A 14,750-nucleotide genomic window follows, 5' to 3' on the forward strand; every position below is an offset into this window, starting at 1 on the left:
GCTCGGCACCCCTGATCCTCACCCACACGGGCTAGCGGGGCGTCAGCCGGACGCCCGGGCGGGCGCTACGCCGAGCCCTGCGCGGCCGCGAGCAGTTCCTCCGCGTGCGCCCGCGCCGACGCCGAGTCCTCGTGGCCGGCCAGCATCCGCGACAGCTCGCGGATGCGGTCCTCGCCCTCCAGGACGGTGACGCCGCTCCTCGTCACGGAGCCGTCGCTGGTCTTCTCGACCAGCAGTTGGCGGTCCGCGAAGGCCGCCACCTGCGGCAGGTGGGTGACGACCACGACCTGCGCCGACTTGGCCAGTTTCGCGAGCCGCCGCCCGACCTCGATGGCCGCCTTGCCGCCGACGCCCGCGTCGACCTCGTCGAAGAGGTAGGTCGGCACCGGGTCGGAGCCCGCGAAGACGACCTCGACGGCCAGCATCACCCGCGACAGCTCACCGCCCGACGCGCCCTTGGCGATCGGCCGCGGCTGGGCCCCGGGGTGCGGGGCCAGCAGCAGTTCGACCTCGTCGGTGCCCGAGGGCCCGTAGGCGACGAGCCGCCCGCCGACCTCGACCCCGTCGGGGTCCTCGGTCTGCCGGATGTCGATGGTGACCCGTGCGTGCGGCATCGCCAGCGAGGCCAGCTCCTCGGTGACCGCCGACGCGAAGCGGGTCGCCGCCTCGCTCCGGGCATCGGTCAACGCCTGGGCCAGGGAGGAGAGTTCCATCCGCAGCCCGTCGCGTTCCGCGGTCAGTTCGCCGATCCGCCCGTCGTCGCCGTCCAGCTCCAGCAGCCGTACGGATCCCCGCTCGGCCCACTCCAGTACGGAGTCCACCGTGTGCTGCGCGGAGCCGTTCCGCGCGGAGCCGTACTTGCGGGTCAGCTGGGTCAGCGCCGCGCGCCGCTCCTCCACGGCCGCCAGCCGCAGCGGGTCGGCGTCCAGGTCGTCCGCGTAGCCGGCCAGTTCCCCGGCCACGTCCCCGAGCAGGATGCCCAGCTCCCCGATCCGCTCGGCGAGCGCGCCGAGCGCCGGGTCGTGGGAGCGTACGGATTCCAGTGCGCGGTGCGCCCCGGCGACGAGCGCGCCCGCGTCGACGCCCTCGGGGTCCTCCACGTTGCCGGCGAGGGCCGCGTGCGCGACCTGGGCCGCCGAGGACAGGGATTCGGCGTGGCCGAGGCGTTCCGCCTCCGCGGCCAGCTCGACGTCCTCGCCGGCGACCGGCTCGACGGCGTTGATCTCGTCGAGCCCGAAGCGCAGCAGATCGGCCTCCTGGGCGCGTTCCCTGGCCCGGGTGGTGATCTCCTCCAGCTCTCCGGCGACCGCGCGCAGCCGCCGGTGGGCGGCGGCGTACTTCTCCAGCGGGACGGCGACCGCGTCGCCCGCGTACCGGTCGAGGGCCTGGCGCTGCCGGGCCGGCCGGAGCAGGCCCTGCTGGTCGGTCTGGCCGTGGACGGCGACGAGGTCTTCGGCGAGTTCGGCGAGCAGGCCGACGGGTACGGAGCGGCCGCCGACGTGGGCGCGCGAGCGGCCCTCGGCGGAGACGGTCCGGCTGATCAGCAGGGCGCCGTCGTCGAGCTCGGCGCCGGCTTCCTCGGCGCGCAGCGCGGCGGGGGCGTCCGGGCGCATGACGATGCGTCCTTCGACGACCGCCGCCTTGGCCCCGATCCGCACCAGCGCGGGGTCGGCCCGCCCGCCGAGCAGCAGCCCGAGGCTGGTGACGACCATGGTCTTGCCCGCGCCGGTCTCGCCGGTCACCGCGGTGAAACCGGGCGACAGCTCGACCACCGCGTCGTCGATGACCCCGAGCGACCGTATCCGCATCTCCTCAAGCACGGGACGACGATACCGAGGTTTCACGGGTGCCATGTGACGTCACCCGCCCAGACCCGGTCGAACAATCATGCTATTTACGTACACCCGAGGTACGGAGCCGGTGCGACGCCCGGCGCCCTCCCGCTCCACGGCCCTAGTGCGGCGCCCCGCGCCACCCGGACACCGGCAGCGCGAACTTCGCGACGAGCCGGTCCGTGAACGAGGCGTGGTGCAGCCGCGCGAGCCGGACCGGCACCGTCCCCCGCCGGACCTCCACCCGGGCCCCGGCGGGCAGTTCCACCGTCCGGCGCCCGTCGCACCACAGCACCCCGTGCGGGGTCCCGGTCTGCACCTCCACCGCCAGCACCGAGTCCGGCGAGGTCACCAGCGGCTTCGCGAACAGCGCGTGCGCGCTGATCGGCACCATCAGCAGCGCCTCGACCTCCGGCCAGACCACCGGCCCGCCGGCCGAGAAGGCGTACGCCGTCGAGCCCGTCGGCGTCGCGCAGACGATCCCGTCACACCCGAAGCCGGACACCGGGCGCCCGTCGATCTCCAGGACCACCTCGAGCATCCGCTCCGGGGACACCTTCTGGACGGCCGCCTCGTTCAGCGCCCAGTCCCGGTGCAGGACGTCACCGTTGGTCCGCACGACCACATCGAGGGTCATCCGCTCCTCGACCTCGTACTCCCGCGTCACGACCCGGTCCACGACCTTGTCCAGATCGTCCCGCTCGGCCTCCGCGAGGAACCCCACCCGGCCCAGGTTGACGCCGAGCATCGGCACGCCCGAGCCCCGCGCGAACTCCGCGCCGCGCAGCAGGGTCCCGTCACCGCCCAGCACGATCAGCAGCTCGCACCCGTCGAGCACCTCCGGCGTGCACTCGGCCACCAGCTCCACCTCGGGCGGCAGCGGCAGGTCCACCGCCTCGTGCCGCAGCACCCGTACGCCCAGACCGCTGCGCAGCAGCCCCTGTACGACCAGCTCGGCGCTGCGGATGGCCGCCGGCCGCCCGGTGTGCGCGAGCAGGAAGACGGTCCGCGCCCCCGCCTCCCCCGACGGACCAGAAGGCGGCGGAGAAGGCCGGGATCACCGGTGTCCTGTTCACCGCGACCAACACGGCTGACGGTCCGGCGCAGTTGACCGTGGACTACGGCTCCTTCGCCTCGGCGGTGGGTGGTGGCTGGGCCACGCGCCTGGGTCTGGTCAGCCTGCCCGCGTGTGCGCTGACCACCCCCGACAAGGCGGAGTGCCGCAAGACGACCCCGCTGCCCTCGGCGAACAGCCTGAAGAACCGCACGGTGACGGCCGACGTCACCTCGCTCTCCGCCGGAACCCCGACCGCGGCCAAGTCCAAGGCCCCGGCGCAGGCTCCGGCGGTCTTCGCCGTCATGGCGTCGGAGACGGCCTCGCCGAAGGGCGGCGGCGACTTCGCGGCGACCCCGCTCTCCGCGTCGTCCAGCTGGGAGTCCGGGTCCTCCTCGGGCGCCTTCACCTGGTCCTATCCGGTGGCGGTCCCGGCCGCGGTCTCCGGCCCCACGCCGTCGCTGTCGTTCTCGTACAGCTCGGGTAGCATCGACGGCCGGACCGCGAACTCCAACAACCAGGGCTCCCAGGTCGGCGAGGGCTTCGACCTGACCTCCTCCTACATCGAGCGCAAGTACGGCTCCTGTGACGACGACGGCCAGGAGGACAAGCACGACCTCTGCTGGAAGTACGAGAACGCCTCGCTCGTCCTGAACGGCAAGTCCAGCGAGCTCGTCAAGGACGACACGACGGGCAAGTGGCGACTGAAGGACGACGACGCCTCCCAGGTCACCTGGTCCACCGGCGCCGACAACGGCGACAACGACGGCGAGTACTGGAAGGTGGTCACCGGTGACGGCACGACCTACACCTTCGGCCTGAACAAGCTCCCGGGCGCAGGCGCCGAGCGCACCAACTCGACTTGGTCCGCACCGGTGTTCGGCGACGACTCGGGCGAGCCCGGCTACGCCAAGGGCTCCACCTTCGCGGGCCGCTCCGAGACGCAGGCCTGGCGCTGGAACGTGGATCTGGTCCAGGACGTCCACGGCAACGCGGCCACCTACTGGTACACGGCCGAGTCCAACAACTACGCCAAGAACGGCGACAAGACCAAGCTCGCGGCCTACAACCGGGGCGGCTACCTGAACGAGATCCGCTACGGCCAGCGCGCCGACACGCTCTTCACCGGGACCGCCTCCCACAAGGTCACCTTCGGCTATGCGGAGCGCTGCTTCGCGACGAAGTGCGACGACCTGACCAAGGACACCTCGGACAACTGGCCCGACGTCCCCTTCGAGGCGGTGTGCTCGGCGAGCGAGACCGACTGCCGTGCTCTCGCACCGGATTTCTTCACCCGCAAGCGCATGACGGCCGTCAACACCCACGCGTGGTCCACGGCTCTCGAGCCGGACAACTACGCGAACGTGGACACCTTCGACCTCGCCCAGGAGTACCTGGACCCGGGCGACCTGGGCGACACCAGTGACCAGACCCTGGTCCTGAAGTCCATCAAGCGCACCGGCAAGAACGGCGGGACGGTGAACGTCCCACCCGTGGACTTCACCTACCACATGCGCCCGAACCGGGTGGACGTGGACGGCGATGACGTGGTCCCGCTGAACCGTCCGCGCATCAACACGATCACCTCGGAGACGGGCGCGATCACCACGGTCACCCTCTCGAACCCGGAGTGCGTGCGCGGTTCGAAGATGCCGGTGGCCGAGGACGACAACGCGCTGTCCTGCTATCCGGTGTACTGGCCGATCAACGGCGGTGACCCGAAGCTCGACTGGTTCCACAAGTACAACGTCGCGGCCGTCACCATCGCCGACCCGGCCGGCCAGAACGACCTCGTCGAGAACTCCTACGAGTACGCGAACCCGGGCTGGCACCACAACGACGACCCGCTGACGCCGGAGAAGGAGCGGACCTGGTCCGACTGGCGCGGCTACGGCAAGGTCACCACCCACACCGGCGCCCTCGGCAAGACCCGCTCCAAGGCCGTGAAGGTCTTCATGCAGGGCATGCACGGCGACAAGCGCAAGGACAGCACCGCCACCCGCACCACCACGGTCGCGGCCGTCCCGGTGTCCGGCCTGACGATCCCCGCGATCAACGACGACGAGCAGTACTCCGGTTTCAAGCGCCAGGAGATCACCTACGACGGAACCACCCCGGTCTCCGTGTCGGTGACCGACCCGTGGAGCAAGGAGACCGCGAGCCGGCAGGCGTCCTACGGCAACGCCAAGGCCCACTACGTCCGACCGCAGACCGAATACGCCCACACCTTCCTCACGGCGTCCAACACCTGGCGCACCACCCGGAGCGACACCACGTACGACGACGTCTACGGAATGAAGACGCTGTCCTCTTCCTCCGGTGACACGGCCAAGCCGGGCGACGAGACCTGCACCCGCACCTGGTACGCACGCAACGACGCCAAGGGCATCACCAACCTCACGTCACGCACCCGCACCGTCGGAGCCCTGTGCTCCGTCACGGACGACAAGCTGACCCTCCCCGCCAACTCCGCGACCCGCGGCGACGTCCTGACCGACACGGCCATGGTCTACGACGACACGGCCGCCACCGGCTGGACCGCGAACCAGACCCCGACCCTGGGCCTGGCGACCTGGGCCGGGCGCCCTCAGTCCTACCCGGTGGCGAGCGGTACCGCGGACCGCAACCCGGTCGGCGCCGCCGGCTGGCAGACCACCGCGAAGACCACCTACGACACGGCGACGGCCAAGCTCGGCCGCCCGCTGACCAGCACCGACGCGGCCGGGAACACGACCACGACCAGCTACACGCCCGCCGCCGCCGGCCCGCTGGAAGTCACCGTGGTCACCGCGCCGAAGCTGGCCGCCACCGGCCAGCAGCACAAGACGTACACCTACATGGACCTGCGCGGCTCCGTCGTGCGGTCCATCGAGGCGAACATGGCCTCGACCTTCAACACCTACGACGGCCTCGGCCGTGTGACCGCCACCTGGCTGCCCAACCGGGGCCAGTCCCTGACTCCGAACGTCAAGTACGACTACCTGCTGGAGCGCGGCAAGCAGCCCTGGACCTCGGTCGCCAGCCTCGCAGCCGACGGCAGCTACAAGACGGTCTACACGATCGCCGACGCACTGCTCCGCCCGCTCCAGACGCAGGCCGCGTCGCCGAACGGCGGCCGGGTCCTGACCGACACCCGCTACGACTCCCGTGGCCTGGCCTACGAGTCCTACACGGACATCTGGGACAAGGACAAGGCGCCGGAAGGCGTCTACGCCCGCGCCGAGTACGGCAGCACCCCCGCCCAGTCGCAGACCGTCTTCGACGGCCTGGGCCGCCCCACGACCAGCACCCTGCTCGTCTACGGCGTGCAGAAGCAGTCCACGACCACCAGCTACACCGGTGACTCGACCGCGACGACGGCCGTCCAGGGCGGCAACGCGACCCGCACGATCACCGACGCGCTGGGCCGGACCACCGAGACCCGCACCTACGGCGGGACCACGCCGAACGACCCCGCCTACGGAGGAACCGCACCCGGCACGCCCTACACCAGCGTGAGCAACACCTACACCGTCGACGGCAAGGCGTCGACGATCACCGGGCCCGACAGCTCGAAGTGGACGTACGGCTACGACCTCTTCGGCCGGAGCAGCAGCACCACCGACCCGGACAAGGGGCTTTCCACCACGACCTTCACGGTCCTGGACCAGATCGCGACGTCCAAGGACGCCCGCAACACGGTCCTGGAGTACGCGTACGACGAGGCCGGCCGCAAGACCGGCCTGTGGAAGTCGCCGAAGTCCGACGCCAACAAGCTCGCGGCGTGGACGTACGACACGGTCCGCAAGGGTTCCCCTTCCGCCGCGACGCGCTACGAAGGCGGCCTGACCGGCAAGGCGTACACCAAGTCCGTGACCGCGTACGACGTCCTGGGCCGTCCCTCGACGACCCGCCTGACCCTGCCCGCCGACGACCCGCTCGTCACCTCGGGCGCCATCGCCGCCACCACCGACACCACGGTCAACTACCGGCTCGACGGCGCGCTCAACTCCACGTCCGCGCCCGCGGCCGCTGGTCTCCCCGCCGAGATCCTCCAGGTGAGCTACGACGACTTCGGTCTGGCGAAGGGGCTCTCCGGAACCACCGACTACGTGCAGAACGTGTCGTACTCCCCGCTGGGCGACATCGACCAGCTCACCCTGGCCCGTTCGGCCGCCGCTGGTGTGCGCAAGACGTTCATCGGCAACACCTACGAGGAAGGCACCCGCCGCCTGCTGCGGTCCACGGTCAACGACCAGACGCACAACGGCATGCTGCAGGAGCTGACCTACCAATACGACCAGGCGGGCAATGTCCTGTCGATCTTCGACTCGGCTCCGCTGAGCGGGTTCACCAAGGCCGACAACCAGTGCTTCTCCTACGACGCGCAGCGCCGGATGACGGAGGCCTGGACCCCGAAGACCGCCGACTGCAACCCGACCGGGCGCACCGCCGCCAACCTCGACGGCGCGGCTCCGTACTGGAACAGCTACACGTACACGGCGGGCGGCCAGCGGGCCACGGAGAAGACCAACACCGGGACCCCGCAGACCCGTACCTACTGCTACGACCCGGCCCGCCCGCACGCCCTGGCGGCCACCACCACCGGCGCCACCTGCACCGGCCTCACCCCGCAGTACGCCTACGACTCCATCGGAAACACCACCAAGCGCGCCGAAACCCCCGGCAGCGCGACCTCTCAAACTCTGAACTGGGGGCCGGAAGGCAAGCTCGCCAAGACGACCGAAGGCGCCACCGCCACCGACTACGTCTACGACGCGGAAGGTGAACTTCTGATCCGCCGCGACCCGGCGGGCGAGACGGTCCTCTACGCGGGCTCCAACGAGGTCCACCTCAAGGGCGCCAAGAAGTGGGCCACGCGCACCTACACCGTCGCCAGCACCAAGGTCGCGGTCCTGACCAGCGAATCCGGCAGCGCCAAGCTGTCGTTCGTGGCCGGCGACGCCCACGGCACGTCCTCGCTCATGGTTTCCGCGGACGACGCCCAGGCGGTGTCCAAGCGCTACACCACCCCGTTCGGCTCCGCACGCGGACCGGCGGCGGCCAACTGGCCCGAGGACAAGCGGTTCCTGGACAAGCCGGAGGACACCGGCACGGGCCTGACCCACATCGGCGCACGTGAATACGACGCGGCCCTCGGCCAGTTCCTCAGCGTCGACCCCGTCCTCGCACCGGACGCCGCACAGTCCCTCAACGGCTACTCGTACGCGAGCAACAACCCCGTCACCAGCGCCGACCCGACCGGCATGTGCGCGGAAATCGACTGCCCGACACGGCCTTGCCCTTCGTGCAACAACACGACGCCGGGCCACGAGCCCCCCGACGACGGGGACGGCAGTTACGACAAGGTCGACGACGAGATGCACAGCCCTCCGGAGAAGGGCGGCAAGAGTCTGCGCATGAACGTCGGCGGTGGGCTGAACCGCGGGATCATCATGGTGCGGTACTACATCCACACCTACGGTGCGATGTCCATCATTCCGGGCAAGCCCCTCCTGCTGGGCGACAACCGGGAAGACACCCTCGACCCGACCGCGGCCTACCGGATGGTGCTCTTCTGGGACACGGCCACCGGTGAAGTCGTCTTCAACGTGGCACCGTCCCACACCATGCCGGGCAAGCGGACCGTGGCCTCGTACGCGACGGGCGGCGAGCCGCAGGTCGTCGACGTGGGCTCCAAGCTCCTCCCGGCCCTTCCCATCAGGACCGACCTGCCCAAGAACAGGACGGTCGACGGCTATAACATCATCGACGACGACCTCGGCTCCAACTCGGACGGGCTCTTCCTGGGAGTGCACGGGGTCCAGCCGCTCATCACGATCGGGGCGGTCGACAACTATCTGAAGGTCAAGGCCGACAAGGACTCGGTGTCGGTGACCCGCTCGGGCAACGCGTACCCGGACATGGAAGCCGTGCAGTACCGGCAGGGGCAGGACGCGCGCTGGATCGGGCAGGACAGGATGGCGCACGAAAGCGGCTACGACGCACTGGACGCGTTCGGCGGGATCTTCCTCAAGGACATCGACCAGCGCACGTGGGTCAACGGCGACTGCACGAAGAGCTGCAAGTGAGGAGACCGTGATGAGCACGAAGAGGTGGCTGCGCATCTCCCTGCAGCGGTACGTCCTGACCGCCCTCCTCGGGTGGACGGCCGCGGCGGTGGTGCAGCCGGCCATGGGCACTGACCCCTTCTGGGACTCGTTCGGCCTGGGCATGAAGGTGGGGCTGCTGATGGTGCCCCTCCTGACGGTCGTGACCCTGGCCGTGCTCGCCCTGCTGGCCGGTCGGCGGTTCGAACCGCCGACCGGCGGGGCCCAGCGGATCCGGGGGGGCTGGCTGATCGTGCTCCCGCTGCTCCTGCCGCTGCCGGTGGCGGCGCTGACCGTGCCGCTGCAGTACCTGATCGTGCTGGGAGCCCAGATCGTCTACCTGCTCTGGGTGCTGCCCTGCACGGACGCCCGCGACACGGCGGAGAGGCTGCGCTCGCTCGCCGACCCGGCGGTTCCCGCCGCGGACCGGGCCGGGACGGCACGGTCGGTGGCGGGGTTCCGCTCCCGGCCGGCCGTGGAAGCCCTGGTGGGCGTCGCGGCCGACAAGGAGCCGGAGGTGGCCGAAGCGGCCCTGGAAACCCTCTGCACCATGTGGCGGCGGGACGGGGTCGTCGGCGAGGACCTGCTGCTGAAGCTCGACCCGCGGGCCCAGGACCGGGTCCGCGGCCTGGGCATCAAGGTCCGCAGCCCTTGGTGAGGCCCGCGCCACGCGATGCGCGGGTGTGACGAAGCCCGGCCCTTCCGGATTCCGGAAGGGCCGGGCTTCTCCCGTTCGGTCTCAGCGCGTGCCCACCGCCGCGCGGACCGCCCTGCGGGCCATGCCCGCGTCGTCGTGCAGGCGGCGCAGCAGCAGCCGCTGCTCCTCGCCGGAGGACAGGGCGCCCGCCGGCAGGGGCTGGGCCGGGGCGGCCGCCAGCATCGAGCGCTGCACCGCCGTCTCCGACATCCGGATCTCCCGGGTCAGCACGAGCATCAGGTTGACCAGGAACGCGTCCCGCGCCGCCGGTCCCGCCGCCTGGGCCATGCGGCTGATCTGGGCCCGTGCGGCCGGGGCGTCGCCCAGTACCGTCCACAGGGTGGCCATGTCGTAGCCCGGGAGGTACCAGCCCGCGTGCTCCCAGTCGAGGAGCACGGGACCCGCCGGGGACAGCAGCAGGTTCGACAGGAGCGCGTCGCCGTGGTTGAACTGCCAGGGGGTGCCGGACAGTTTCACCCCGTGCAGCAGCTTCTGCAGGTCACCGAGGTCCCGGTCGGTCAGCAGGCCCAGCTCGTAGTCCCTGGCGATGCGCCGGCCGTAGTTCAGCGGCCGCCCGAACAGCTCCTCGGCGGGCCGCCAGCCGTTCACCTGGCGCACCGCTCCCAGTGCCGCCCGCAGGTCGGCCCTGGGCGGGGCCTCCACCGGATGCCGCTGCAGCGCCGCGACCCGGCCCGCCATCCGCTCGACGATCAGTACGCAGTTCTCCGGATCGGCGGCGATCAGCCGCGGCACCCGGACCTGCGGGCGGTGGCGGACGAAGGTCCGGTACGTCGCTATTTCGTGCCGGTACCGCTCGCGCCACTCTGGCGAGTGATCCAGTAAGACCTTCGCGACGGCCGTCATCCTTCCGGTGGTCCCCACCAGCAGGACCGAGCGGCCGCTGCGCCGCAGCACCTGGACCGGAGCGAACTCCGGACAGATCCGCTGGACCGAGGCGAGCGCCGTGCGCAACTGGGCTCCCTGCGGGCCCGAGAGGTCGATTCTCCCGCTGAGCGGCTGCGATCCGGTCCCCGGCATCCGCCGCGTCCGTACGGCGCCCTGCGCCTGTGCGGTGGTGCGGCCGGGTTCGAGGTAGGGGCCGCCGCCCGCGGGGAGCGTGCGGTGCGGCCGGAGAGGGGCGGACACGGAGGTCGTTGCTGCGTACATGGCGTTACGGATCCCTTCGTGCGCCGACGAGTTGCGTACGCCGCCCCGCCGGATCCCGTGCATCACCCTGGGGAGTTCCGCCGGTGACCGGGTCGGGGAGGCGCATTCCTACCTGACACCCGCCCGTGGGTGGCGGACCACCTTGCGTGCCCTGGCGAACCCTGGCGAATAGTCGCTCGGCACCTGACACGGGGTTACTGTCAACTCAGCCGAGAACCTGGGGGCTTGACGTGAGCAAAGGACCAAACACCCGTCTGAACGACTTGTTCGGCCTGGCCGGCTGGTCGAAGGGTGAACTGGCGAGGATGGTCAACCGGCAGGCGGCTTCCATGGGCCACCACCAGCTGGCGACCGACACCTCGCGGGTGCGGCGCTGGATCGACATGGGGGAGACCCCGCGCGAACCGGTGCCCACGGTACTGGCAGCCCTGTTCACCGAGCGGCTCGGTCGTGTCGTGACCATCGAGGACCTCGGGTTCGTACGGCAACGGCGCACCGGAAAGCGGCAGCCCGAAGGGGAGAAGGAGAACCCCGACGGAATGCCCTGGGCGCCCGAACGCACAGCCGCGGTCCTCACCGAATTCACGGGAATGGACCTCATGCTCAACCGTCGCGGTCTGATGAGCGCGGGTGCCGCGCTCACCGCCGGCTCAGCCCTCAGCAACGCCATGTACGACTGGCTCCACACCGACCCCGCCCGCGCGAAGGGCGCGCAGCGCCACGACGACCCCTTCCAGGCCGACTCGGCGGGTTACGACCGCTACGAGGCCGCGCCCATCGGCTCCCAGGAGATCGAGGCGCTGGAGCGCTCCGTGGAGGTCTTCCGCGCCTGGGACGCCTCCAGAGGCGGCGGCCTCCAGCGCAAGGCCGTGGTCGGGCAGCTCAACGAGGTGGGCGGCATGCTCGCCTACCACCACCCCGACCACCTCCAGCGACGGTTGTGGGGGGTGGCCGCCAACCTGGCGGTGCTGGCGGGCTGGATGTCCCACGACGTCGGCCTGGAGCCGACCGCGCAGAAGTACTTCGTCATCGCGGCCCACGCCGCCCGCGAGGGCGGCGACCGGCCGCGCGCGGGGGAGGCGCTCTCCCGGGCCGCCCGCCAGATGGTCCACCTGGGCAAGCCGAACGAGGCCCTCGACCTGATGAAGCTGGCGCAGTCCGGCTCCGGCGAGCAGACCCTGCCCCGCACCCGGGCCATGCTGCACACGATCGAGGCCTGGGCGCAGGCCGCGCTGGGCAAGGGGCAGGCCATGCGCCGGACCCTGGGCGAAGCCGAGGACCTGTTCGTGTCCACCCCCGGCGACGTGCCGCCGCCGTCCTGGATGCAGCACTTCGACGAGGCCGACCTGCACGGCATGCAGGCGCTGGCCTTCCGGACCCTCGCCGACCACGACCCCTCGGCGGCGCCGATCGCGCAGAAGCACGCCAAGGAGGCCCTGCGCCTGCGGGCCGACGGCCACCAGCGGTCGAAGATCTTCGACTACATCTCGATGGCCTCGGCCTGCTTCATCGCCGACGACCCGGAGCAGGCCGACCGCTACGCCCGCCTCGCGCTCGTGTCGATGAACGAGACCTCCTCGCACCGCACGTGGGACCGGCTGCGCGAGATGTACCGGCTGACCGGCCAGTACTCGGGCTTCGCCGGCATCGAGGAGCTCCGCGCGGAGATCAAACTGGCCCTCCCGAACAGCCCAGTGGCCCGTACGGTCTGAGGGCCGGTGGCAGCCCGAGCGCGCCGAAAGGCCGCGCCTTCCGGCGCGGCCCTGAAACCCCGCACATCCGCTGACGCGGGCGGTCCGCCGGCTACGGGCCGATCCGGGCCACCAGCACGCAGGCGTCGTCCTCGCGCTCGCCCTCGCCGAACTCCCCGATCACCATGCGCACGCACTCCTGCGCCGACCGCGCGGCCGAGAAGTGCGGGGCCAGCGCCAGCAGCCGCTCGGTCCCGTCGGCCTTGCTGAACTCGATGCTGCGCGGGGTCAGTCCGTCGGTGTGCAGGACGAGCACGTCGCCGGGCTCGAGCCGCTCCTCCGCCTGCCCGTACGAGGCTCCGGAGGTCGCTCCCAGCAGCACGCCCTCGGGCGGCAGCAGCGAGCGCCCCTGGCCGCGCCGGAACAGCAGCGGGGCGGGGTGACCGGCCTGCGCCCAGGACAGCACCCGGCGCGCCGGGTCGTAGCGGCAGCACACCGCCGACCCCAGCGCGGGCTGTACGGAGGTCTCCAGGAGCTGGTTGAGCCAGCCCATCAGGGGGCCCGGCTCGATGCCCGCCATGGCCATCCCGCGCAGGGCGCCGAGCATCATCGCCATGCCGGACGTGGCGGTCACCCCGTGGCCGGTCAGATCTCCGACCGTCAGCATGGAGTGACCGTCGGGCAGTTCGAGCGCGTCGTACCAGTCGCCGCCGATCAGCGCGCTGGTCGCGGAGGGCAGGTAGTGCGCGGCCACGTCCAGTGCCCGGGTGCTGTCGTGCGGGAACCGCAGGGAGCCGCGCCACGGGGGGAGCACGGCTTCCTGCAGCTCGACCGCCAGCCGGCGCTCGGTCTGCGCGATCTCCTGCCGGCGCTGCAGCGAGTCACGTGACTCGCGCACCGCCCGCTGGCTCCGGCGCAGTTCACTCACATCGCGCAGCACGGCCCACATGGAGGCCGTGCAGCCGTCGGAGTCGAGTACCGGCTCGCCCCTCATGTGCAGCGTCCGGACGCGGCCGTCGGTCCGGACGATGCGGAACTCGCCGTCTATCGGCTTGCCGTCCACCAGACAGGCCGTCACCATCGCGGTGAGCAGCGGCTGGTCATCGGAGAACAGGGTGGAGCCCAGCTCGTCGAGCGGCAGTGCGCCGGCTTCCGGGGAGCGGCCGAAGATCTGGAAGAGCTCGTCGGACCAGCTGACCTCGTCGGTCAGCAGGTTCCACTCGGCGCTGCCGACCCGGGTCTGCTGGGCCTCCGGCCCGGTCTCGGGGGCGGCCTGCGGGACCGCGGCGAACTCGGCCGCGGGCGGCAGGCCCTCCTTGAGCTGGCCGAGGTGGGCGCGGAGGTCGTCGAGGTGGTGCACCGCGAGATCGCACAGTGCGCGCTGCCAGCGGCCCTGTGCGTCGTCGTCGTCGACGACGGTGTCGCGGCGGACGGCGTCGACTTCCCCGCGGAGCCTTCGGGTCTGGGAGATCAGCGCGTCCACCGACCCTGGCTCGGGGGGCTGCGCGGGACGGTCCGCGAACAGGTGGGACGGCATGAGAACTCCGATACAGGCGCGGCACGGCCAAGTCTGAGGAGGGACCGGTTCTGTGGAAGGGCCTGTAACGACTCTTGCACAGGCGGCGACGGCCTGTAAGGCGTTTGGCAACATCTGTGGCGGGCTTGCTTAAGGCATATGCCTGAGGCCTCTCGACCGTCCCCGGGTGTGCGAACGAATCCGGTCAGTCCTGCCGGTGGACCGGAACGGGAGGCCTCGGGCCCCTTGCGGCGTCTGGGCCGTTACACGGAGATCGGCACCGGGTGGATCTCGCTGGCCGGGTGTCCGGTGCGCTCGTGGATCCGCTGGACCGCCTCCGCCGAGGGGGCCTCGGAGAGGCAGTAGACCGTGCCGGAAGCCGGGTCCGCCCAGGCCCGCTCGAAGTGCACGCTCTCCTGCGATTCGATGTCCAGGTCGGCCTTGTGGGCGGCCAGCAACTGCTCCTCGGTGATGCCGTCCATGCCGTAGTGGACGTCCATGAACTTCGCCACTGCCGACACCTCCTCTGTCCGTCGGGTGTGCGGGGGTGCACGGGCAGGCTCCTCGGCCTGCTCCCTCCATCGTCCGCCCGCGGCCGGAAACCGGCCCATCGGACAGGGGCGGTCGATCGTACGGCCGATCTGTGCGAGGGGGGTTGCCCGCCGGCCCCGCGGAAAGCCGTACGGACCCGGATCAACACGAAC

At 71.2% G+C, this 14,750-nt stretch carries 7 protein-coding genes and 1 pseudogene; 3 read left to right on the plus strand and 5 right to left on the minus strand.

Going from position 1 to position 14,750, the window contains the following annotated elements:
- Positions 1-65: 65 nt before the first annotated feature.
- Together recN and DRB89_RS25765 are read right to left on the minus strand one after the other, a co-directional pair.
- The gene (recN, locus tag DRB89_RS25760; RefSeq protein WP_204358035.1) at positions 66-1,808 is read right to left on the minus strand and encodes a DNA repair protein RecN; all 1,743 of its coding nucleotides are present in this window, start codon (positions 1,806-1,808) and stop codon (positions 66-68) included.
- A 145-nt stretch (positions 1,809-1,953) separates the two neighbouring features.
- A pseudogene (locus DRB89_RS25765) lies at positions 1,954-2,841 on the minus strand (NAD kinase); the annotation flags it as partial.
- A 104-nt stretch (positions 2,842-2,945) separates the two neighbouring features.
- Between DRB89_RS25765 and DRB89_RS46050 the strand changes: the two are divergent.
- A complete protein-coding gene (locus tag DRB89_RS46050) occupies positions 2,946-8,957 on the plus strand; it encodes an RHS repeat-associated core domain-containing protein (RefSeq protein WP_275435595.1) in 6,012 nt (2,003 codons plus the stop codon).
- Positions 8,958-8,967: 10 nt separating this feature from the next.
- The gene (locus tag DRB89_RS25775) at positions 8,968-9,633 is read left to right on the plus strand and encodes a hypothetical protein (RefSeq protein ID WP_112450703.1); all 666 of its coding nucleotides are present in this window, start codon (positions 8,968-8,970) and stop codon (positions 9,631-9,633) included.
- A gap of 81 nt (positions 9,634-9,714) precedes the next feature.
- Here DRB89_RS25775 and DRB89_RS25780 read toward each other — a convergent pair whose 3' ends face one another.
- Complete coding sequence (locus DRB89_RS25780) at positions 9,715-10,839, minus strand: aminoglycoside phosphotransferase family protein (RefSeq protein ID WP_112453724.1); 1,125 nt, start codon at positions 10,837-10,839, stop codon at positions 9,715-9,717.
- Positions 10,840-11,069: 230 nt separating this feature from the next.
- On the opposite strand from DRB89_RS25780, the gene DRB89_RS25785 reads away from it, so the two are divergent.
- The gene (locus DRB89_RS25785; RefSeq protein ID WP_112450704.1) at positions 11,070-12,551 is read left to right on the plus strand and encodes a hypothetical protein; all 1,482 of its coding nucleotides are present in this window, start codon (positions 11,070-11,072) and stop codon (positions 12,549-12,551) included.
- Positions 12,552-12,642: 91 nt separating this feature from the next.
- On the opposite strand, the gene DRB89_RS25790 is transcribed toward DRB89_RS25785, so the two are convergent.
- On the minus strand, positions 12,643-14,067 hold the full coding sequence (locus DRB89_RS25790; RefSeq protein WP_112450705.1) for a SpoIIE family protein phosphatase: 1,425 nt from the start codon (positions 14,065-14,067) through the stop codon (positions 12,643-12,645).
- Positions 14,068-14,309: 242 nt separating this feature from the next.
- Positions 14,310-14,558, minus strand: a complete 249-nt coding sequence (locus DRB89_RS25795; RefSeq protein WP_112450706.1) for an SCO4226 family nickel-binding protein — start codon at positions 14,556-14,558, stop codon at positions 14,310-14,312.
- Between the last annotated feature and the right edge of the window lie 192 nt (positions 14,559-14,750).

The organism is Streptomyces sp. ICC4 (assembly GCF_003287915.1).
Classification (GTDB): Bacteria; Actinomycetota; Actinomycetes; order Streptomycetales; family Streptomycetaceae; genus Streptomyces; species Streptomyces tritrimontium.

Coding starts and splice junctions, on each gene's coding strand:
- DRB89_RS25790 (WP_112450705.1), bottom strand. CDS start 14,067: ATGCCGTCCCACCTGTTCGCGGACCGTCCCGCGCAGCCCCCCGAGCCA.
- recN (WP_204358035.1), bottom strand. CDS start 1,808: ATGCGGATACGGTCGCTCGGGGTCATCGACGACGCGGTGGTCGAGCTG.
- DRB89_RS25775 (WP_112450703.1), top strand. CDS start 8,968: ATGAGCACGAAGAGGTGGCTGCGCATCTCCCTGCAGCGGTACGTCCTG.
- DRB89_RS25780 (WP_112453724.1), bottom strand. CDS start 10,839: ATGTACGCAGCAACGACCTCCGTGTCCGCCCCTCTCCGGCCGCACCGC.